Source organism: Streptococcus sp. 2018037, assembly GCF_019754195.1.
GTDB lineage: Bacteria > Bacillota > Bacilli > Lactobacillales > Streptococcaceae > Streptococcus > Streptococcus hashimotonensis.
This window is the reverse complement of record NZ_JAIJZQ010000005.1, coordinates 87,265-108,872: the sequence shown is the minus strand read 5'-3', so window position 1 is coordinate 108,872 and position 21,608 is coordinate 87,265. Positions and strand designations below refer to the sequence as shown.

The window sequence follows — 21,608 nt, the reverse complement described above, 5'->3', positions numbered from 1 at the left end:
GGCTAAGAAATTAGTCCAAGATAGTAGAAGCAGAAAGAAAAACACAGACAGTTCGGCTGAATTTCATCAGAATCAGCTTGAATCTATCTGTGTTTTTTATTTACTGGCTAGTTTTTGCCCAGTCTCTCAGTAGAGCTTCTAGCGAGGTATTAAAAAAACCTCCCAAAGTGATAAGATAGAAGTGGTTTCCCCGCCACTACATCAAATCAAATAGGAGGTACCTCATGAGAGAGGATAATGAAAGTTTATCACATACTCGCTGGAATTGTAAATATCATCTAGTTTTTGCGCCTAAATATCGTCGTCAAATCATTTACGGCAAGTATAAGGCTAGTATCGGAAAGATCATCCGAGATTTGTGTGAGCGAAAAGGAGTCACTATCCATGAAGCTAATGCCTGCCCTGATCATATCCACATGTTAGTTAGTATTCCGCCCAAAATGAGTGTTTCCAGTTTTATGGGCTATTTAAAAGGTAAGAGTAGTTTAATGATTTTCGACAAACATGCCAATCTGAAATATAGGTATGGGAATAGAAAGTTTTGGTGCAGAGGCTACTATGTGGATACGGTAGGACGCAATCAAAAAGTGATAGCAGAATACATACAGAACCAATTACAAGAAGACAGGTTAGCGGACCAGCTCACTTTGTTTGAAACGGTTGACCCATTTACAGGGGAAACCAACAGGAAAAAAACCTGATGGTGCTTTAGCACCTGCTCGGGAAAGTGGTGCGCGAGGAAGCTATTTCAGTGGGCCTTTGGCCCTGGCCGGAACAAGCGGCTTATAGCCGTAGAACAAACCACCAGTTCGACTGGTGGTTTTGATTGAATTTCCTCACCTGCACCCCATAAATAGTCTGTTTTCTGTTTATAAGATAAGCTATGGCAAGTACAGGAATAGCATAGGGCAGGATATTAGCTCCGAATACTTCATAACTAATGAAGAGAGGAGCTAGTAAGGTATTGGTGGCTGTTCCAAATACGGCACAATACCCAAGGGCTGCAACAAGTTCAGTTGGTAGACCTAGTAATCCTGCTAAAACAGCCCCAGAACTAGCTCCAATCGCAAAGAGTGGAGTAACTTCGCCTCCTTGAAAACCTGCAGCCAAACAAAGACAGGTTAGTAGGAGTTTTAGTAGCCAATCGTAAGCAAACACCTGTTCCCCAGCTAAACTGGCATCAATCAAATTGGTTCCTAGACCAGTATAACGACCTTGATGGAAGAAAAATAGTAGAACGGTCAGTCCAACTCCCATGATAGCTATTTTAATGTAAGGATTTGGAAGCCATCGAGTTGAGATGCTTTTTGCTTGCGCCAGAAACCAAGCAAATAAATTACCTACAACTCCAAAGCAGATGGCAATTAGAAGCCATTTGAAGCTATCTGTAAAATGGAATGAGGTAGTCGCGATGGCATACGAAAATTTCTCCAATCCCAGTAAATGGGAAGTAGTAGAAGCCGTGAGAGCAGCGACTAGACAATAGGGGAGACTTGTCCAAGAATATTGGCCAACGACTAAAACCTCAATGGCAAAGAAACTAGCAGCCAATGGTGTTTGAAATAGCCCAGCAAAACCTGCGGCCATACCAATCTTTGTTATCATGTCTTTGGGCAAGTGTGTGAAACCATGTTTTTGTAACCAATGCGAGAGACTGGCACCAAGTTGAACAGCTACACCCTCGCGACCAACGGAAGCGCCAAAAAGATGACTGAGCCAAGTTGTAGAGATGATGAGCGGAATGAGAACTGGAGAAATTTGCACATTCTCCCCTTGTCCAGCTTTGAAGACTAAGCCCATACCTGCTTGGACTTCCCTCCCCCATTTTTGATAAATGAAAACAATCATTATCCCTGCAAGTGGCAGAAAAGGAATTAGAAAAGTAAAATATTCAGATCGTAAGTCACTAACCCCTAGTAGAATTTTCCCAAAAAGTGTGGTAATTATTCCTGCACCGACTCCAATTAAGCTGGAAAAGAAAAGGAGTTGGATGGCTTGTTTCATCTTATTCCTCATGATTCGCTAGCTTGGAAGATTGATAGGCTCTTGATTGGGCCATCATATCACTAAAGGTTGCTTGAATGGCAGAGCGGTAATCATCCTTTTGAACTAATTTTCCAACTCTTTCAAGGACAGCATTTTCTCGGCTGGTATCCAAAACAGGCTTACCTGTTGCTCGTTTGTAGGCTGTGACTTGGTCGACCAACTCCATTCGTTTTTCAAGTAGTTCAACCAATTGGCTATCAATCGTGTTGATCTGTTCGCGGATGCAATCCAAATTCATCTTATAGACCTCCGTATATTGTTTCAGTTGTTTTTTAGTATAGCAAAAAACAAGGCAGAATACTAGCCTTGTTTGAGGAAGTTACCAACTTGCTTTTTTTACCCCAGGAAGTTGACCAAGATGGGCTAATTCACGGAAGGTGATCCGACTCACACCGAATTTTCGCATATAAGCATGCGGACGGCCATCGGTCCTGTCACGGTATTTCAGTCGATTTGGATTTGAGTCGCGAGGCAATTTTCGAAGTGCTTGATAGTCACCTTTTTCTTTGAGACTTTTTCGCAAATCTGCATAACGTTCGATTAATTCCAATTGCCTCTGATAGCGTGCCATTTTTGATTTTTTAGCCATAGAATTCTCCTTTTAAAAAAACTTAACTAGTTAATTATATATCAAAACTATTAAGATTGCAAACAATAGGTGTACAATTTTAATAAAATGCTAAAAGAAAACAGACTAGACCTATTGATAAGCCAGTCTGTTTGTCAGTTAATTCATTGTATCTAATTTTGCAACAAGGTCTGTCGCGAATTGCTCAAGGTTAACAATATCCTCATCTTCAGCGGCAAGGTCTACCTTAACATTTTCGGCACCCTTAGTTGCACCACGTGAATCCAACATGACATCAAAGTCATCTACTGCACTACAGAAGTCATCATAGAAGGTATCGCCAGAACCACAAACACCGTAGACCTTACCAGTCAAATCTAAGTCGGCTAGGTCAGCATAGAAATCAACAATTTCATCTGGAAGCTCACCGTCTCCACCGTAAGAATAGGTGTAGCTGGCTACCACGATAAGGTCAGCATCCAAGATTTCTTCTGTTTCAATAGTCGTACATTCGTGAACCTGTACTTCCAAGCCTAACTCTTCTAGCTTACTGGCGACGATGTCAGCAATTTCTTCTGTGTTACCAGTCATACTAGCGTAAACTATTTTTGCTAGTGCCATAATTTCCTCCAAATTACATAGTAATTCCATTATACCACACTCCCATCATTTTCAAAAGGGGAAGTTTATGCTAAAATGATGAAAAGGAGTTGCTATGACAATTTACAGTAAAATTATTGAAAAAATTCACGAATACGACACGATTATTATTCACCGACATAAAAGACCAGATCCGGATGCCATTGGTAGTCAAGTTGGCTTGCAGAAACTCTTGCAGAAGAATTTTCCTGAAAAAACCATCAAGGTAACCGGTTTTGAGGAACCGAATCTTGCTTGTATGGCAGGAATGGACGTAGTTGCAGACCAAGACTATCAAGGAGCCTTGGTTATCGTGACAGACACTGCCAATACGGCGCGTGTGGATGACGACCGCTATACTCAAGGAGATTTCTTGATTAAAATCGATCATCACCCCAATGAAGAGCCTTATGGCGACCTGCTCTGGGTCAATACGGAAGCCAGCTCATGCAGTGAAATGATTGCGGAACTAGCCATCCAATGCCAACTGGAATTAGATGGAGAGATTGCTCGTCTACTCTATGCAGGAATTGTGGGCGATACAGGCCGCTTTCTCTATCCAGCAACCAGCTCGCGCACCTTTGCGATTGTTGCTCGTCTCCGCCAAGAAGATTTTGACTTTGCAAGGATGTCGCGCCAGATGGATACCATTGATTTCAAGATTGCCAAGTTGACAGGTTACGTCTACGACAACTTGGAAGTGGATGAACATGGTGCGGCACGTGTCGTTTTGACACAGGATATTCTCAAAAAATATGGCGTGACCGATGCGGACACTTCCTTTATCGTAGGTGCACCAGGACGGATTGGAATCGTTCAATCTTGGGGGATTTTTGTGGAACAAACTGACGGAAACTATCGAGTACGACTACGCAGTAAGTATCTTCCAATCAACGAGATTGCCAAACGCCACGATGGCGGTGGCCACCCACTAGCAAGTGGTGCTAACTCTTATTCACTCTCCGAAAATGAGCAAATATACCAAGAAATCCAAGAGGTAGTGAGGAATGCAAGCAAGTAGTCGCTCCCTTCGTTTAATGGGCACTGTCATTGAAACAAAAATCTGGCATCCACAGGCAGAACCGATTTTGGATCAGGTAGAAGAGCTTCTCTATCTCTACAAGGATCGGTTTTCTGCCAATGACTTGACTTCTGAATTGATGGAGGTCAACCTCAATGCAGGTGTTCAGGCGGTTCCTGTTGCTGATGACCTGTATGAATTGATTAAGTTGGGCAAAGAACACAGTCTGGCTCAGGGATCTTTTTTGAATATTACCATTGGCCCCCTTGTGCAAAGCTGGCGGATTGGATTTAGCGATGCCAAACTTCCAAACCCAGAAACGATTAGTGAAAAACTCAAACTCATCAATCCAAGGGACATCGAATTAGATGATCAAATGCAGACAGTCTATTTGAGAAAAGAAGGCATGGCGATCGATCTAGGTGCTCTTGCTAAAGGATATGTAGCAGATAAGATTGTCGACTTCTTGAAAAGAATAGGTGTGGAGGCTGGACTGATTAACCTGGGTGGCAACGTCCTGACCTTTGGTCAAGCTCCTCACAATGCCGATGGCTATTGGCGAATTGGTATACAGGATCCTCAGAAGCCACGTGGTGAAAATGCCCTCGTCCTCAAAATTGGAGAAGAATCGGTAGTCACCTCTGGTATTTACGAAAGAACCCTTACCGTGAATGGAAAGACCTATCATCATATTTTGAGTCCTGAGACCGGATATCCAATCGAGTCGCAGCTGGCTAGTTTGACCATTGTGTCCAAACAATCCGTTGATGGTGAGATTTGGACGACTCGACTATTTGGTCAAGACATAAGTCGGATTTATAAGATGGTAGAAGAAACTGATGGTATCGAGGCGGTTCTGATTGGGCTGGATGGCAGTATTCTAGTGACCTCAGGACTTTCTGAGAAAGTTCTTGCTGGTAAAGAAAGGATTTCTGATAGCTTGGGCAGTCCTTCAAGAGGGGGATTTGGCGCCAGAGTAACTTCTGACCTTGCTTCAGGTGCTTCCGTACTATAACTTGAAAAAATATTAAAAAAATAGGTAAAAAGACTTGCCATAAGAACAAACTTTTGGTAAACTTAAATGGTTATAATCTATGGCTCGGAAAGAGTCCATGGCAGAAAGGAATTTTAAAATGAAAAAAGATATCCATCCAGAATATCGCACTGTTGTCTTCATGGACACAACTACTGGCTACAAGTTCCTTAGCGGTTCAACTAAGAAATCTAACGAAACAGTTGAATTCGAAGGTGAAACTTACCCATTGATCCGTGTGGAAATTTCATCAGACTCACACCCATTCTATACTGGACGTCAAAAGTTCACTCAAGCAGATGGACGTGTGGATCGCTTCAACAAAAAATACGGTCTCAAATAATCAGCGTTATAGAAGCGTTAGAAACGTTGATTTTAAGCCATTCCCGAGCTATGGGAATGGTTTTCTTTTTGAAAAAGTAACGGAAATGGTAACGGCTGGGCGTTACCATTCCCAAAAATTGGGCAAATTTTTCATACTCATTTAAAATCAAAAATAGCCACCTACCACTCAAAGTGGATATGGAGCGTTTCGATTTTGTTATTTTTTTAGAAGAAAACAGCTACTTGAAATCCACAATCCTCAACTCAAACTTATAAATTAAGGTTTCACATGTTATAAGTAGCTTAGACTTGCTATTTTTGATTTTTATTGAGTATCAGCCGTTTTTTCTTTACCTCTAGAAATTGGAGAGGGCTTTTTTGGTGCGTGATTGCCAAAATGATTGCCATTGGTTTACTTATTCATGGCTTTGGTAAACTTAGGGGGTGTGTGAAGGTAAAGCGTCATATTTCAGCCTGTTCGAAGGTATGAAGATATACGTATTTTATGATTTGTGCACTAGTAATACTCTTCGAAAATCAAAGTTATCCGTTGTCAACTTGCCTTGATGAACTCCAGTTCTATCTTCGACTTCGTTTCCTAGGCTACTTTTGATTTTCGTTGAGTATAAATCGTATCCCCGCTGATGTAACTAGATTTTTAGTTTCAATGAGAGATGATTTCTGCTATAATGGAACGAGTAAGAATTTGAAGTGAAAGTATGAGGAAATTGATGAAAAACAGGGGAACAATCGATAGTCGAGTAGACTACTCACTTATTTTACCGGTCTTTTTTTTATTAGTTGTGGGGATTATTTCTCTCTACATTGCGGTTAGTCAAGATTATCCGGATAATGTTGTACAGATGGTTGGTCAACAAATTGCTTGGATAGGAATTGGAACAGTAGCAGCTTTTTTGGTCATGTTCTTTTCCACTAAGTTTCTGTGGCAAATCACACCTTACTTGTACGTACTAGGGCTAGGACTTATGGTATTGCCTTTGTTTTTCTACAGTCCAGACTTAGTAGCGTCAACGGGAGCAAAAAACTGGGTAACGATTGGTGGAATGACTCTCTTTCAACCATCCGAATTTATGAAAATAGCCTACATCATTATGTTGTCAAGGGTGATTGTCACCTTTCATAAATATTATCCAAATCGAAAAATTCGTGAGGATTTTATGTTGATTGGTTATATGACACTGTTTACTATCCCTGTCCTGATTTTGTTGGCCTTACAGAAAGATTTAGGAACCTCCTTAGTATTTGTAGCAATCTTTAGCGGAATGCTTCTATTATCAGGAGTTTCTTGGAAAATTCTATTACCGACTGCCTTAACGGGGATCGTTTTGGTTGGTGGATTTATGCTGATTTTTATTTCTCCTGGTGGAACAACATTCCTCCACAATTTGGGGATGGATACTTATAAAATCAATCGTATTGCAGCCTGGCTTGATCCCTTTAAAAATGCCCAATCAACGACCTACCAGCAAGCTCAAAGTTTGATAGCTATCGGAAGTGGTGGCCTAAAAGGACTAGGTTTCAATAAAACAAATCTTCTTATCCCTGTTCGAGAAAGTGATATGATTTTTACGGTGATTGGAGAGGACTTTGGTTTTATTGGTGGGACGGTATTGATTGGACTATACTTGTTGCTCATTTATCGAATGCTGCGGGTAACGTTGAAGTCAAACAATCGATACTACACCTACATATCAACTGGCTATATCATGATGCTCTTGTTCCATGTGTTTGAAAATGTTGGCGCTGCAACGGGTTTGTTACCTTTAACAGGTATTCCTTTGCCGTTTATCTCCCAAGGTGGCTCGTCCATGGTTTCAAATCTGATTGGTGTTGGTCTAGTGCTGTCAATGGGGTATCAGTCACGACTAGCTGATGAGAAGGAAACAAATCGATCACGTCGCTATAGAAAAATTACGATAAAACGTTAGAAAGTTGGTTTATATGACAAGAGTTGCGGTTGTTTTAGCCGATGGTTTTGAAGAAATCGAAGCATTGGCCCCTGTAGATGTATTCCGTCGAGCTCATTTTGACTGTCAGATTGTTGGTTTAGATAGTCATGAAGTGGAGGGATCGCACGGTATTCGTGTTCAAACTGACCAAGTCTTTGATGGGGACATGTCTTCCTTTGATCTGATTGTTTTACCAGGAGGAATGCCAGGTTCTGTTCACCTTAGAGATTCAGAGTCACTGATTACGGAATTGCAAAGAGCGGTTGCATCAGGAAAATCAGTAGCAGCAATCTGTGCGGCTCCAATTGTTCTGGATAAGGCTGGTTTGTTAGATAGTCGTCACTATACATGTTTCCCAGGGAAAGAAAAAGACATTCCGTCAGGTATTCATCTGGAAGAGGATGTGGTCGTTGATGGTCCAATTATCACTAGCCGAGGTGCTGGAACAAGTTTGGATTTCGCCTATAAATTGGTTGATTTATTTGGTGGAGATGGGGAAAGCCTAGCTCAAACAATGGTTTATCATAGTTAAAGTAATGAAGAAGATGGAGCTAATGTTTCCTCTTCTTTTTTCTATCAAAATATTAGAAAATATGGTATAATAAAGGGTATTCGTTAGAATGATTTTTGCTCTAAAAATATGTTTCGCTTTTATCCAGATGGATTGGCTTTTCTATTTTTAAGGAGCAACAAATAGAAAATAAGGAAAAGAAATGACAGAAGAAATCAAAGATTTACAAGAGAAGGCTCAAGAATATGATGCCAGTCAGATTCAAGTCTTGGAAGGTCTTGAAGCTGTTCGAATGCGTCCAGGGATGTATATCGGCTCAACATCTAAAGAAGGTCTCCATCACTTGGTTTGGGAAATTGTCGACAACTCAATCGATGAGGCGCTGGCTGGTTTTGCGGATAAAATTGAAGTTTATATTGAGCCAGATAACTCCATCACGGTTATTGATAATGGACGTGGGATTCCGGTAGATATTCAGGAAAAAACTGGTCGTCCAGCGGTAGAAACTGTCTTTACAGTGCTCCATGCAGGTGGTAAATTTGGCGGAGGCGGTTATAAGGTCTCAGGTGGATTGCACGGCGTAGGTTCATCAGTCGTAAACGCCCTATCTACTCAGCTAGACGTCCATGTCTACAAAAATGGTCAGGTCTATTTCCAAGAGTATAAACGAGGTGAAGTCGTTGCAGATTTGGAGGTTGTTGGAGAAACAGACCGTTCTGGTACAACTGTACACTTTACACCTGATCCAGAAATTTTTACTGAGACGACTGAGTTCGACTTTGCAAAATTAAATAAGCGGATCCAAGAATTGGCCTTCCTAAATCGTGGTTTAAATCTCTCTATTACGGACAAACGTGAGGGAGTGGAGCAAACAAAGGAATATCACTATGAAGGTGGTATTGCTTCCTACGTTGAGTATCTTAATGAGAACAAGGATGTCATTTTTGAGACCCCTATCTATACAGAAGGTGAAATGGATGATATTACCGTTGAGGTTGCCATGCAATATACGACGAGTTATCATGAAAACGTAGTTAGTTTTGCCAACAATATTCACACACATGAAGGTGGTACCCATGAGCAAGGATTCCGTACAGCTCTGACACGTGTTATCAACGACTACGCCAAGAAAAATAAAATTCTCAAAGAAAATGAGGATAATTTGACTGGTGAAGATGTGCGTGAAGGTTTGACAGCGGTCATTTCTGTTAAGCACCCAGGTCCTCAATTTGAGGGACAAACTAAGACAAAACTTGGGAATAGTGAAGTGGTCAAAATTACCAACCGCCTTTTCTCTGATGCCTTTGCAGAATTTCTTTTGGAAAATCCACAGATTGCTAGACGGATTGTTGAAAAAGGGATTTTGGCAAGCAAGGCTCGTATTGCTGCTAAGCGTGCGCGTGAGGTAACTCGTAAGAAATCAGGTCTTGAGATTTCAAACCTCCCAGGTAAGTTAGCAGACTGTTCCTCAAATGATGCAACGAAGACAGAGCTTTTCATCGTTGAGGGGGACTCAGCCGGTGGTTCAGCTAAATCCGGTCGCGACCGTGAATTTCAGGCTATTTTACCGATTCGTGGTAAGATTTTGAACGTAGAAAAAGCCAGCATGGACAAGATTTTGGCCAACGAAGAAATCCGTAGTCTATTTACAGCTATGGGAACTGGTTTTGGTGCGGATTTCGATGTTAGCAAGGCACGTTATCAAAAATTAGTCATTATGACAGATGCCGATGTCGATGGTGCCCATATTCGGACACTCCTTCTGACATTATTTTACCGCTACATGCGTCCTGTTGTAGAAGCGGGATACGTATATATCGCTCAACCACCTATTTACGGTATCAAGGTTGGAAGTGAGATAAAAGAATATATTCAACCTGGGGTTAATCAAGAGCAAGAATTGCAAGATGCCTTAGAAAGACATAGTACGGGACGGTCCAAGCCAACGATCCAACGTTACAAAGGTTTGGGAGAAATGGATGATCATCAGTTGTGGGAAACTACGATGAATCCTGAAAATCGTCTCATGGCACGCGTTTCAGTTGATGATGCGGCAGAAGCCGATAAGATTTTTGACATGCTAATGGGGGATAAGGTTGAACCTCGTCGAGAGTTTATCGAGGAAAATGCTGTTTATTCAACATTGGATGTCTAAAAACTAAAAAAACAAGTGCATATACTAGAGATTTATGGTATAATTAAGCGATATTTTCTAGTAATTACTATGAGCTAAGGAGATTTACATGCCTACAGGAACAATCATCTTAATCGTTTCGATTGTTATTATTTTAATCATTGCCTATGTAGCTTGCCTGATTGTTCGTAAACGAAATGACAACCTTTTGGTTGCATTGGAAGAACGTAAGGAAGAGCTATTTAACCTTCCAGTTAATGAAGAAGTTGAAGCTGTCAAAGCACTTCATTTGATTGGTCAAAGTCAGGTGTCATTCCGTGAATGGAATCAAAAATGGGTTGATTTGTCGCTCAATTCATTTGCCGATATTGAAAATCATATCTTTGAGGCAGAAGGCTATAACAATGCTTTTCGCTTTGTGAGTGCAAAGAATGCTATCGACAGTATCGAAAGCCAAATTGATTTAATTGAAGAAGACATCGCCTCTATCCGTCATGGTTTGATGGAGTTGAAGGAGCAAGAAGAGAAAAACTCTGGTCGCGTAAAACATGCGTTAAACTTGTTCGATAGTTTACAGGAAGCTGTTCGTGAAAATCCAGATAGCTACGGTGAGACACTACCAGAACTTGAGAAACAATTGAAAAATATTGAAGTTGAGTTTTCTGAATTTGTGATGCTCAATTCCTCAGGTGACCCGATTGAAGCTTCTGAAATCCTTGATAAGACTGAAGAGCATATGATTGCTCTCAATCAAATCATGGATCGCATTCCAAGTTTGATTGAACGAGTTACAAAAGATTTCCCAGAGCAATTGGAAGATTTGGAGTCGGGTTATCGTAAACTGGTTGAGCAGAATTATTTGTTCACAGAAGCTAACATCGAGTCACAGTTCCAAAATATTCGTGTTTCAATTCGTGAAAATACTGCTTTGATTGTTTCCTTTGATTTGGATGCGGCAGAAGCTGAAAATGAGGGAATTCAAGCAAAAATTGATCATTTGTATAAAGTCTTCAATCGTGAAATCGAAGCGAATAAGGAAGCTGTTAAGATTAGTAAAAACTTGCCAAAATTCTTGGAGCATGTTGTCCAAAATACACAGCTCTTGGATGAGGAAAGCCAGCGCCTAAACACAACTTACTTGCTGGCAGATAGCAAACTTTCACGGATCAATCAGCTTAAAGCTCGTTTGGAATCGATTGAAATTGTTGTTACAGAAAGTGTGGAAGACATTGAAAATCCACAAGTTGCATATTCTATTCTGGAAGAGCGTTTGGACCATTCATTGGCAAGCTTGAAAGAAATCGAAGAGGATCAGCTTGTTTTAGCTGACTATCTTAAATCACAAGAATTGTCAGAGAACACAGCGCGTAGGAAAGCTACACTTTATATCAATAAATTGCATACCCTTAAGCGTTATATGGAAAAACGAAACCTTCCAGGAATTCCAGCTGAATTTTTAACAAACTTCTTTAGAACGAGCGATCATGTGGAAGCCTTAATTGCCGAGTTAGACTATAAACGAATCAACATCGAAGTTGTTAACCGTTTGTTGGAAAATGCAACGTATGATATGAATCAATTGGAAGAGTTAGCGTATTTGATTGTGCAAAATGCGACTTTAACAGAGCAGTTGCTACAATACTCTAACCGTTATCGTTCATTCGATGAAAGTGTGCAAAAAGCATTTAACCGTTCATTATCAATTTTTGAAAAGGATTTTGATTACCAAGCAGCATTTGAAGAAATTTCATTTGCTTTGGAAACCGTTGAACCTGGTGTAACAGAGCGTTTTGTACGTTCATACGAAAAAACTCGCGAAGCCATTCGCTACTAGATAAAAAGCCATTTGGCTTTTTATTTTTATACTTTGAAAGGAATATCGGAAATGACAACTGGATTATTAGTTATGGATGTTGATTCAACATTAATTTTGGAAGAAGGAATAGATCTACTTGGAGAAGAGGCTGGTTTAGGAGAGAAAGTTGCAGCAATTACCGAACGTGCTATGCGTGGGGAATTGGATTTTGAAGAAGCCTTACGTGAACGTGTGGCGTTGTTAAAGGGACTGCCTGTTTCTGTGTTTGATCGAATTATCAGAAAAATCCACTTTACGCCTGGAGCAGCAGAATTAGTCTCAGAATTAAAAATGCGAGGCTATAAGGTAGCAGTAGTTTCAGGCGGGTTTCATGAAACAGTCGATCGACTAGCTGCACAGTTAGAGTTAGATTATGTTCGGGCTAATCGATTAGAAGTAGTAGATGGAGTATTGACTGGACAAGTGTTGGGGGAAATTGTAACGAAAGATACTAAAAAAGCATGTTTAGAAGAATGGGCGACAGAAAATGGGCTGAGTCTATCTCAAACGATTGCTATGGGGGATGGAGCAAATGATCTACCAATGATTCAACGAGCAGGAATTGGAGTAGCTTTCTGTGCTAAACCGATTGTCCAAGAACAGGCACCCTACCAAATAAATGAAAAAAATCTCTATAAACTAATAGAGATTTTAGATAGTAAATAATGAGAAGTCAGCTGAGTGCTGGCTTTTCTTCTATTCTGTTGTCAGTAAAACCCTTTTCAAATCTTGGACGGTTTCAACTATCATGGTGGCCCCAGCCTTTTCAAATTCCTGCTTGCTCCCATAGCCGTAAAGAACACCGATGGCGGGAAGTTGGTGCCTGCGTGCTCCTTCAATGTCATGTTCCCTATCTCCAATCATCACAGCATTGTTTGGAAATGCTTCTAATTGATTTATAGCATAGCCGATGACGTCCGCCTTACTGATGCGACTACTATCCAGACTAGCACCGGCAATGACATCAAAGTAGTGAGCGATACCAAAATGTTCTAGAATCTGTTTGGCAAATATTTCTGGCTTTGAGGTAGCAATTACTAGTGTTTTTCCAGCTGTTCTCAATTCTTCAAGCAGAGGGATGATTCCAGGATAGAGTTGATTTTCAAACATTCCTTTTTCTTTAAAATAGACACGGAAAGCATCAACTGCACTTTGTGTATCTTCAGGGCTGAGTTGGTAGAATCGTGAAAAAGATTCATAGAGTGGCGGGCCGATGAATCGGTTTAAATTGGCTGTATCTGGTTCTTCGATTCCCATTTTTTCTAGTGCGTAGGCGACGGAGTTTAAGATTCCTTGTCCAGAATCAGTAAGAGTTCCATCTAAGTCAAATAATATAGTTTGATACATACTCATCTCCTTTCTTTCAGTATAACACAGACGATGAAAAACAGAAAAGATTTATTGAAAGCTGAATAGGAGCGTGATATACTAATAATATAAAGGAGGTTAGTACTATGCATATTCTCATTGCTCCGGATTCATTTAAAGAGTCTCTTTCAGCTACAAAGGTTGCTGAAGCGATTAAAAAAGGATTTTCTAAAGTTTACCCACAAGCAGGGTATGACTTAATTCCCCTAGGAGATGGTGGCGAAGGGACAGTTGAGAGTCTAATGCAGGCCTTATCCTTGGATGGAACCCAGACTTGGGTGACAGGTCCATTTGGAGATAAAATTAAGGTTTCCTATGCGGTTAAAGATGATCTTGCGGTTTTTGAAATGGCTGAGATTGTAGGGCTGGCAAGTATCCCGCATGAAAGAAGGAGTCCTCTCTTTATTAAGACACAAGGGGTTGGGGAGCTGATTGTGGAGCTCGTTCAAAATGGTATTAAACGCATATTTATAGGAGTAGGTGGCTCTGCCAGTCATGATGGTGGTATCGGAATGGCGGCAGGTTTAGGAGTGAAATTTTATAATCGAGCTGGAAAAGAAGTAGAGGCAATTGGAGCTCATATCGGGGAGATTGTCAGCTTTTCCACAGAGGATATGTTGGTAGATCTATCTCAGGTCAGGATTGATTTGGTAACGGATGTGGAGAATCCGCTTTGCGGACCAGCGGGTGCCACATTTGTTTTTGCAGGTCAGAAAGGTCTTGCCCCTGCTGAATTTGAACTAGTAGACAAGAAAATGGAGTCCTTTTATAAATTGGTTAATCCAATGCTACTCGATTTGGCAGGAGCGGGTGCTGGAGGAGGTATGGCAGCAGGTCTAGTTCAATTTGCAGGTGCTCGCATTCAAAAAGGCATCGACTTTGTCTTGGATCAGTTGGACTTTGATCATCGCGTCACCAAAGCGGATCTGGTTGTGGTCGGAGAAGGGCGGATGGATGCCCAAAGCTTATCAGGGAAGACTCCGATAGGAGTAGCTAGACGTACGCCGACTGGGATTCCCATCATTGCAATTTGTGGTAGCCTCAAAGACGATCTTCCCGAGTTTCCTTTTGAAAATATCTGTGCCGCTTTTCCGATAATTGCAAGCGTTGAAAGTTTGGAGGACACGCTTCAGAAAGCAGAAAAAAACCTGGTCCGCACGGCAGAGCAGGTGGCAAGAATTCTTCAATTAGGAGGCCAACAAAGATGGAATTAGTGAAATATGTGGCTATTATCTTATTTATTTTTATTTGTCTTGCAAAGCTAGTATCCGTTATGAGACTTTCCGAAAAAGAAAGAGGAACGGAAACGAATGTAATAAAGGCAAACGGAGCAATGTTCTTTTTCAATGAAAAAAATGAAAGAGGCAGATTGCTAGGAATCCTTTGTCTAACCTGTATTATTTTTGCTTTAATATTTATACTGCTTTATCGATAAATAAGTCTAACCAAATAATTTTTTCCAGAAGGAAGGTTTTGCATCTTCCTTTTTTTCTTCTGGTTTTGAGATAAGATTTGGAAATATGGATTCTAAGCTAACTTCTTCATTATCCACAGCGTGATTTGTGTGAAAGACAAGTGCGTAGGGAGACTGTCCTATTTTTTCATCGATGATAGCGGTAGTAATGCCGAAGTTCTGAGCAATTTTTAGTAGTGAAATTTGTTGCTTGTCAGACAGGGCTGGCGAGAGTTTGAGGAATAGAGGAGAGTAGCTGTTTGCTAGTTTTTGGCAAATTGTATCGAACTTATTTCCGACAACTTCATTACTCAAATCGTCAAAGGAAACGAGCAGGACAACCCGTTCGCGATAGGTTCCCATGTATAGACGTTGTTCATCTGGATTCAATCGTGTTTCGCCAGAGGCTTTCTGTAGTATGGTAGTATTTAAATCGTTCATGGTTTCAGTATAACATACTCAGTTAACTTTGAAAAGGAAGGCGTTTACATTATTTCTTTCAGTAAAATAACCTGTTTTTTCTTGAAAAATCCCTTCTTTTAGGGTATGATAGCTATGTAACAATTTTAAACTCAAAGGAGAGTAATATAATGTCAATTATTACTGATGTTTACGCTCGTGAAGTCCTTGACTCACGCGGTAACCCTACACTTGAAGTTGAAGTTTATACTGAATCAGGTGCTTTCGGACGTGGTATGGTTCCTTCAGGAGCTTCTACTGGTGAGCACGAAGCAGTTGAGCTTCGCGACGGTGACAAATCTCGTTACCTTGGTCTTGGTACTCAAAAAGCTGTTGACAACGTGAACAACGTGATTGCTGACGCTATCATCGGTTTTGACGTTCGTGATCAACAAGCTATCGACCGCGCTATGATCGCTCTTGACGGTACTCCTAACAAAGGTAAATTGGGTGCAAACGCAATCCTCGGTGTTTCTATCGCTGTTGCGCGTGCTGCTGCTGACTACCTTGAAGTGCCACTTTACACTTACCTTGGTGGATTCAACACTAAAGTATTGCCAACTCCAATGATGAACATCATCAACGGTGGTTCTCACTCAGACGCTCCAATCGCTTTCCAAGAATTCATGATCTTGCCAGTTGGCGCTCCTTCATTCAAAGAAGGTCTTCGTTGGGGTGCTGAAGTATTCCACGCTTTGAAGAAAATCTTGAAAGCTCGTGGTTTGGTAACAGCTGTTGGTGACGAAGGTGGTTTCGCTCCTAAGTTCGAAGGAACTGAAGACGGTGTTGAAACAATCATCGAAGCTATCGAAGCTGCTGGTTACGAAGCTGGCGAAAACGGCATCATGATCGGTTTCGACTGTGCGTCATCTGAATTCTACGACAAAGAGCGTAAAGTTTACGACTACACTAAATTCGAAGGTGAAGGCGCTGCTGTTCGTACTTCTGCAGAACAAATCGACTACCTTGAAGAATTGGTTAACAAATACCCAATCATCACTATCGAAGATGGTATGGATGAAAACGACTGGGATGGCTGGAAAGCTCTTACTGAGCGTCTTGGCAAACGCGTTCAATTGGTTGGTGACGACTTCTTCGTAACAAACACTGACTACCTTGCACGTGGTATCAAAGAAGGTGCTGCTAACTCAATCCTTATCAAAGTTAACCAAATCGGTACTCTTACTGAAACATTTGAAGCTATCGAAATGGCTAAAGAAGCTGGCTACACTGCCGTTGTATCACACCGTTCAGGTGAAACTGAAGATTCAACAATCGCTGACATCGCAGTTGCAACTAACGCAGGCCAAATCAAGACTGGTTCATTGTCACGTACAGACCGTATCGCTAAATACAACCAATTGCTTCGTATCGAAGATCAACTTGGTGAAGTTGCAGTCTACAAAGGCTTGAACTCATTCTACAACTTGAAAAAATAAAACAGTCTGGGAGACTGTTTTATTCCCGAGCTAGCATAGCGAGGGTTATAGTAAGAACAAGTCCGAAAATTTTCGGACTTGTTTTTCAATGTCTGGTAGACTGTTTTATCCCTGAGCTAGAATAGCGAAGGTTATAATAAGAACAAGTCTGGAAATTTCCAGACTTGTTTTTCGTAGTACAGTGTACTAATTTATCCCCAAGCTAGCATAGCGAGGGATTAGTAAAACTCTCTAGGTTTTCCTAGGGAATTTTCTTTGCCTTGATATTGATAAAATGATATTCTAAAAAGGCGGATCAACTTAAGTATTCTCATTTTGAAAAGAGATGGAGAGCGGGATGATAGAGTGGATATTTTTTGATTTGGGTTCGACGCTTTTAGATGAAGAGGCTGCTTATGGTTATTATATAGACAAGTGTGTGAAGAAGTTAGAGTCTCTGGATATAGAGGTTTCATCAGATTCTTATAAAAAGAAAATGGTGGAGTATGCTCATAAGTCGCTGGATCCCATTCGTGCGACCTAGCACTATTTTGCACCGACCGAGCCACGTCCTTTATGGACAAATGAGGGTGTGAGCCTGTATCCTGAAACAATAGATGTTCTAGAGAAGTTATCACAAAACTATCGATTGGGGATTATTGCCAATCAGTCTAGTAGTATTAGAGAACTACTTAAAGAGTGGAGAATTGAGTCTTATTTTCAACTCATCATCCTCTCTGAAGAGGTTGGTTTATCTAAACCAAATACAGCTATTTTCACACTTGCCTTGCAAAAAACAAATATCCCTGTAGATAGAGTTGTCTATGTCGGGGATAGGTATGATAATGATATTCTGCCTGCTAAATCTTTGGGAATGTGGACTGTACGGATACTGACAGGTTTTGGAAAGCATGCCAGTGAAAATGAAAAATTGAAGAGCGATTGGGTAATTCCTTCATTGCAAGAGATAACAAATATTTTTGAACAAACAAAAAAACTAGACTGAACATTCTCAGCCTAGTTTTTACATGTATTAGAACAAGCCTTTAACTTTATCTAAAAGACCGTTAACACCTTCAGAACCTGATAACAAGCCTTTTGCTTGTTCCAAGTATTCACCGAATTGGTCCTTGTTTTCTTCGATAAATTGTTTTGCACCATCAAAGTCTTTATTTGCAATCAATTCTTTTACTTGGTTAAAAAGATCTACTGGATTCATGTTGAAATCACCTCCTATGAGACTATTAAACCAAAACTGGACGGATTTCACAACTGAAACGACTTATAAAAATGTAACGCAAACTGCTTCAGGAACATAGAAATCGTGTGAAAGCTCAGTCAAACAGCCATTTTCGGCATCTCTCTCAAATATAGTTGCATTGTCAGAATCTTGATGGACAACAATCAAATGCTTTTCATCAGGACTAAGCGTGAAATCGCGAGGAGTTTTTCCATTTGTTGGGATGATTTCAACTAATTCTAAGCTGGCATCAGCAAGCGTTTTGTAGACTGCGATAGAGTCGTTTCCGCGGTTGGATCCATAAATAAATTTACCATCCTTTGTGATGCGAATAGCGGCAGTACCGTTGAAACCAGTATGGTCTTCTGGGAGAGTAGAGACAGTTTGTAGGTGTTCAAATTGTCCCCAGCCGTCATAGATAAGCACCTCAATAGTTGAATTGAGTTCACAGATGAGATAGGCGATTTTTGCGACAGGATGGAAGACAATGTGACGTGGACCACTTCCTGGCGCAGCCTGATAGGTTGCGATTTTCTCTACTTTTCCTTGGTCAGATACCTTATAGGTTACCACTTGATCACATCCTAAATCACAGGTTACTAAAAATTTATCGGGCGTCAAATCAGAAAAGTGAACGTGGGCGGAAGCTTGGTTTTCGTGCGGCCCAGATCCTTCGTGTTGAGCGACATCAGCTAATTCTAGTGAACCATTCACCAAACGTTTATAAACAAGTAGTTGCCCTTTGTGGAAATTGGAGCCATAAACTAAATCTCTTGCTTCATCTACAGCGACATAGCAAAGTGGTGCACCCTCTGATACAACATGGTTGAGTAGAGTATAGTCAGCATTAAAGGCAGCGATACCTCCTAGACCATTTTCAGCGCCAACGGAGTATAGATGTCCGGCCTTATCAAAGGCAAGGTAGGTAGGGTTAGGTTCTTCAGTGACCAATTCTAGATTGCTAAGTTGTCCTGTCTCAGAGTCAAAATTTGCTTTATAAATTCCTTTTGATTCACGTTTTGTGTAGGTACCGAAATAGATAGTCATAGGATTCTCCTTTTTGGAAATGATTGATAAAATTATACCATGTTTTTCTGAGAAAGTCGTATAAATTCTGTAGTTGATTTTTACAAAAATCCTTTCTCCATGTTACAATAGAAAAAAAGACTAGGAGTGTATTAGATGGAGGATAAGCATCAAAAATTTAGTCTGACTTGGTTTTTCCGCTTATTTTTGAATAGCCAAGCGGTGATATTTTTATTAGTAACCTTGCTGACTTTTTTGACCATATTTATTTTTAGTAAAATTAGTTTTTTATTTAGACCAATAGGAAGCTTTTTAGAAATTGTATTGTTACCGATGATTTTAACAGGTCTTTTGTATTACCTGTTAAATCCGATGGTTGACTGGATGGAAAAGCATAAAATTTCTCGTACAGTTGGTATTTCCATTCTATTTGTTTTAATCAGTCTTCTCATTATCTGGGGACTGGCGGTGGCAATTCCGAGTATTCAAGAGCAAGTGACATCTTTTGCGCAAAATCTTCCTTCGAATATCCAGAAAATCGAAGGACAGGTAACTGGGCTCCTACAGGATCAGCGCTTTGAACAATTTAGACCAACAGCTCTGGAGATGTTAAATAAGGTCAATGATCAGGTCGTTGCCTATGCTCAGAAGTTTTCCTCAAGTGCTGTGAATTGGGCAAGTAATTTGATTTCAACCGCTTCGCAGATTATTGTTGCTATTTTGATTATGCCTTTTATTCTCTTTTATCTGTTACGGGATGGTCAGTATTTGAATAAACACATCACCCAATATCTACCAACCAAGTGGAGAGAACCGATTGGAACAGTACTATCAGATGTGAATGGGCAATTATCAAACTATGTTCGTGGTCAGGTGACCGTTGCGATTATTGTTGCCCTGATGTTCTCAGTGATGTTCTCAATCATTGGTCTTAGCTATCCAATAACTTTGGGGGTGATGGCTGGTTTCCTCAATCTAATTCCGTATTTGGGTTCTTTCTTGGCCATGATTCCAGCTGTTATTTTAGGATTGATTGCTGGTCCAATCATGCTGATAAAGGTTTTAGTAGTCTTTATGATTGAGCAGACTATAGAAGGTCGTTTTGTGACACCATTGATTATCGGAAGCTCCCTAAGTATTCATCCGATTACCATTTTATTTGTATTATTGACAGCTGGTCAGATGTACGGTGTCCTAGGAGTTCTTCTGGGAATTCCAATATATGCATCTATTAAGGTTTTAGTGAAAGCGGCATTTGAATGGTACAAGGCACACAGTAGTTTGTATGAAGATGAAGAAAATGAGGTTGTGAATGAACAATAGTGAAAAAATGTTGGTTTGTTTGGATCAACAGGATTTAGACAAGGCAGATAAGTATTTCAAGCGCGCCTTGGCGCAAGATGATAGCGAAACACTTTTGTCCTTGGCAGCCTATTTAGAAGGCATTGGTTTTTTCCCACAGGCTAGACAAATCTATGAACAGGTCAAAGAAGAATTTCCCGAAGTACTGATCAATCTTGCCCAAATAGCATTTGAAGATGGCTTGGTTGAAGAATCTTTCGGATACTTGGAGGAAATTTCGGAAGACAGTTCTGTCTATGTGGAAGCCTTATTGGTTAAGGCGGACCTGTATCAGGCAGAAGGCTTGTCGGAGGTGGCGCGTGAAAAATTGTTAGAAGCAAGTCACTTATCAGATGAACCCATCATCCTCTTTGGCTTAGCAGAATTGGATATGGAACTGGAGCTTTTTAATGAGGCTATTTCCTACTATGCCCAGCTGGATAATCGTGAAATCTACGAATTAACGGGAGTTTCTACCTATCAGCGAATTGGTATTGCCTATGCAAGTTTAGGGAAATTTGAAGCGGCAATTGAATTTTTGGAAAAAGCTGTTGAGTTGGAATACGATGATCAGACGGTCTTTGAATTGGCAGCTCTGCTATTTGAACGAGAAGAATACCAAAAGGCCAATCTCTACTTCAAGCAGCTGGATACCATCAATCCTGATTTTGAGGGCTATGAATATGCCTATGCTCAGTCGCTTCATGCCGAGCATAAGATTGATGATGCCTTGGCTATGACTCAAAAAGGCCTGGCTAAAAATGACTTTGATGCCAATTTATTGCTTCAGGCTTCACAGTATGCCTATGAATTGCATGACGAGGCAGGGGCAGAAGATTATCTTCTACGGGCAAAAGAGGTGGCAGATAATAGTAACGAACTAGCTCTGCGCTTGTCCAATCTGTATCTTGAGCAGGAACGCTATGACGAAGTTCTTGCCCTCGTTGACGAAGAGGTTGAGAATGTTTTGGCTCGATGGAACATGGCCAAGGCCTATCAAGCTCTAGAAAGAGATGATGAAGCGAGTGAGCTTTACGATGAATTGGCTGGAGAATTGGCTGAGAATCCTGAATTTTTGGCTGATTACGTAGCGGTTTTACGTCAACTTGGTCGTTTGGATGAGGCAAAAGAGCAAGCTAGTCGTTATATCCAATTGGTGCCAGACGATTTAGCCATGCAAGAATTTTTGAATGAAGAGTAGG

Annotated in this window: 22 protein-coding genes and 1 pseudogene; 15 read left to right on the top strand and 8 right to left on the bottom strand. The window is 40.7% G+C overall.

Features of this window, described 5'->3' with window-relative positions:
* Nucleotides 1-224: 224 nt before the first annotated feature.
* Entirely contained in the window at nt 225-701 is a 477-nt protein-coding gene (gene tnpA, locus K5Q29_RS03510) for an IS200/IS605 family transposase (protein WP_024400212.1), read from the top strand.
* Between the two features lie 82 nt (nt 702-783).
* Here tnpA and K5Q29_RS03505 read toward each other — a convergent pair whose 3' ends face one another.
* The 4 genes from K5Q29_RS03505 to K5Q29_RS03490 form a co-directional block, all read right to left on the bottom strand.
* Nucleotides 784-2,016 (bottom strand): chloride channel protein, encoded by a 1,233-nt coding sequence (locus K5Q29_RS03505; RefSeq protein WP_105139750.1) that lies wholly within the window; start codon nt 2,014-2,016, stop codon nt 784-786.
* Nucleotides 2,006-2,284, bottom strand: coding sequence for a chorismate mutase (locus K5Q29_RS03500; protein ID WP_024401825.1), 279 nt, complete (start codon nt 2,282-2,284; stop codon nt 2,006-2,008). The genes K5Q29_RS03505 and K5Q29_RS03500 overlap by 11 nt, the downstream gene beginning before the upstream one ends.
* A gap of 81 nt (nt 2,285-2,365) precedes the next feature.
* Nucleotides 2,366-2,635 carry a 30S ribosomal protein S14 gene (gene rpsN / locus K5Q29_RS03495; protein WP_002940393.1) on the bottom strand — a complete coding sequence of 90 codons (270 nt, stop codon included), beginning with the start codon at nt 2,633-2,635 and terminating at the stop codon, nt 2,366-2,368.
* Between the two features lie 138 nt (nt 2,636-2,773).
* Nucleotides 2,774-3,235 carry a flavodoxin gene (locus K5Q29_RS03490; protein ID WP_105139751.1) on the bottom strand — a complete coding sequence of 154 codons (462 nt, stop codon included), beginning with the start codon at nt 3,233-3,235 and terminating at the stop codon, nt 2,774-2,776.
* A 94-nt stretch (nt 3,236-3,329) separates the two neighbouring features.
* On the opposite strand from K5Q29_RS03490, the gene K5Q29_RS03485 reads away from it, so the two are divergent.
* The 8 genes from K5Q29_RS03485 (at nt 3,330) to serB (ending at nt 12,767) form a co-directional block, all read left to right on the top strand.
* Nucleotides 3,330-4,274, top strand: coding sequence for a bifunctional oligoribonuclease/PAP phosphatase NrnA (locus tag K5Q29_RS03485; protein ID WP_105139752.1), 945 nt, complete (start codon nt 3,330-3,332; stop codon nt 4,272-4,274).
* Nucleotides 4,261-5,289: an FAD:protein FMN transferase gene (locus K5Q29_RS03480; RefSeq protein ID WP_105139753.1), complete on the top strand. Its 1,029-nt coding sequence runs from the start codon at nt 4,261-4,263 to the stop codon at nt 5,287-5,289. Before K5Q29_RS03485 ends, K5Q29_RS03480 begins: the two co-directional genes overlap by 14 nt.
* 118 nt (nt 5,290-5,407) lie before the next feature.
* Nucleotides 5,408-5,650: a type B 50S ribosomal protein L31 gene (locus tag K5Q29_RS03475; protein ID WP_012027466.1), complete on the top strand. Its 243-nt coding sequence runs from the start codon at nt 5,408-5,410 to the stop codon at nt 5,648-5,650.
* Nucleotides 5,651-6,350: 700 nt separating this feature from the next.
* The gene (locus K5Q29_RS03470; protein WP_012027447.1) at nt 6,351-7,580 is read left to right on the top strand and encodes an FtsW/RodA/SpoVE family cell cycle protein; all 1,230 of its coding nucleotides are present in this window, start codon (nt 6,351-6,353) and stop codon (nt 7,578-7,580) included.
* Between the two features lie 13 nt (nt 7,581-7,593).
* Nucleotides 7,594-8,133, top strand: coding sequence for a DJ-1 family glyoxalase III (locus K5Q29_RS03465; protein WP_105153441.1), 540 nt, complete (start codon nt 7,594-7,596; stop codon nt 8,131-8,133).
* A gap of 181 nt (nt 8,134-8,314) precedes the next feature.
* Complete coding sequence (gyrB, locus tag K5Q29_RS03460; RefSeq protein WP_002939427.1) at nt 8,315-10,267, top strand: DNA topoisomerase (ATP-hydrolyzing) subunit B; 1,953 nt, start codon at nt 8,315-8,317, stop codon at nt 10,265-10,267.
* An 88-nt stretch (nt 10,268-10,355) separates the two neighbouring features.
* A complete protein-coding gene (gene ezrA / locus K5Q29_RS03455; protein ID WP_105153440.1) occupies nt 10,356-12,080 on the top strand; it encodes a septation ring formation regulator EzrA in 1,725 nt (574 codons plus the stop codon).
* Nucleotides 12,081-12,131: 51 nt separating this feature from the next.
* Entirely contained in the window at nt 12,132-12,767 is a 636-nt protein-coding gene (serB, locus tag K5Q29_RS03450; RefSeq protein ID WP_105153439.1) for a phosphoserine phosphatase SerB, read from the top strand.
* A 30-nt stretch (nt 12,768-12,797) separates the two neighbouring features.
* Here the strand turns inward: serB and K5Q29_RS03445 are convergent, their stop codons facing one another.
* Complete coding sequence (locus tag K5Q29_RS03445; RefSeq protein ID WP_044694110.1) at nt 12,798-13,448, bottom strand: HAD family hydrolase; 651 nt, start codon at nt 13,446-13,448, stop codon at nt 12,798-12,800.
* A gap of 107 nt (nt 13,449-13,555) precedes the next feature.
* Between K5Q29_RS03445 and K5Q29_RS03440 the strand changes: the two genes are divergently transcribed.
* A complete protein-coding gene (locus K5Q29_RS03440; RefSeq protein WP_105153438.1) occupies nt 13,556-14,683 on the top strand; it encodes a glycerate kinase in 1,128 nt (375 codons plus the stop codon).
* Nucleotides 14,674-14,904 carry a hypothetical protein gene (locus tag K5Q29_RS03435; protein WP_002939617.1) on the top strand — a complete coding sequence of 77 codons (231 nt, stop codon included), beginning with the start codon at nt 14,674-14,676 and terminating at the stop codon, nt 14,902-14,904. Before K5Q29_RS03440 ends, K5Q29_RS03435 begins: the two co-directional genes overlap by 10 nt.
* Before the next feature lie 6 nt (nt 14,905-14,910).
* Here K5Q29_RS03435 and K5Q29_RS03430 read toward each other — a convergent pair whose 3' ends face one another.
* Nucleotides 14,911-15,363: a DUF1694 domain-containing protein gene (locus K5Q29_RS03430; protein ID WP_105124120.1), complete on the bottom strand. Its 453-nt coding sequence runs from the start codon at nt 15,361-15,363 to the stop codon at nt 14,911-14,913.
* A 149-nt stretch (nt 15,364-15,512) separates the two neighbouring features.
* Here K5Q29_RS03430 and eno point away from each other — a divergent pair, with 149 nt between their 5' ends.
* Together eno and K5Q29_RS10855 are read left to right on the top strand one after the other, a co-directional pair.
* Nucleotides 15,513-16,820 carry a surface-displayed alpha-enolase gene (eno, locus tag K5Q29_RS03425; protein WP_002935704.1) on the top strand — a complete coding sequence of 436 codons (1,308 nt, stop codon included), beginning with the start codon at nt 15,513-15,515 and terminating at the stop codon, nt 16,818-16,820.
* A 337-nt stretch (nt 16,821-17,157) separates the two neighbouring features.
* Nucleotides 17,158-17,805: pseudogene (locus K5Q29_RS10855) on the top strand (HAD family hydrolase).
* A 27-nt stretch (nt 17,806-17,832) separates the two neighbouring features.
* On the opposite strand, the gene K5Q29_RS03415 reads toward K5Q29_RS10855, so the two are convergent.
* Both K5Q29_RS03415 and K5Q29_RS03410 read right to left on the bottom strand, forming a co-directional pair.
* Nucleotides 17,833-18,018, bottom strand: coding sequence for a hypothetical protein (locus K5Q29_RS03415; RefSeq protein ID WP_002935693.1), 186 nt, complete (start codon nt 18,016-18,018; stop codon nt 17,833-17,835).
* Between the two features lie 63 nt (nt 18,019-18,081).
* On the bottom strand, nt 18,082-19,086 hold the full coding sequence (locus K5Q29_RS03410; protein WP_105153437.1) for a lactonase family protein: 1,005 nt from the start codon (nt 19,084-19,086) through the stop codon (nt 18,082-18,084).
* Between the two features lie 135 nt (nt 19,087-19,221).
* Between K5Q29_RS03410 and K5Q29_RS03405 the strand changes: the two genes are divergently transcribed.
* Both K5Q29_RS03405 and K5Q29_RS03400 read left to right on the top strand, forming a co-directional pair.
* Nucleotides 19,222-20,388 (top strand): AI-2E family transporter, encoded by a 1,167-nt coding sequence (locus tag K5Q29_RS03405; RefSeq protein ID WP_105116404.1) that lies wholly within the window; start codon nt 19,222-19,224, stop codon nt 20,386-20,388.
* Nucleotides 20,378-21,607, top strand: coding sequence for a tetratricopeptide repeat protein (locus tag K5Q29_RS03400; RefSeq protein WP_221877005.1), 1,230 nt, complete (start codon nt 20,378-20,380; stop codon nt 21,605-21,607). Before K5Q29_RS03405 ends, K5Q29_RS03400 begins: the two co-directional genes overlap by 11 nt.
* Nucleotide 21,608: the final 1 nt, after the last annotated feature.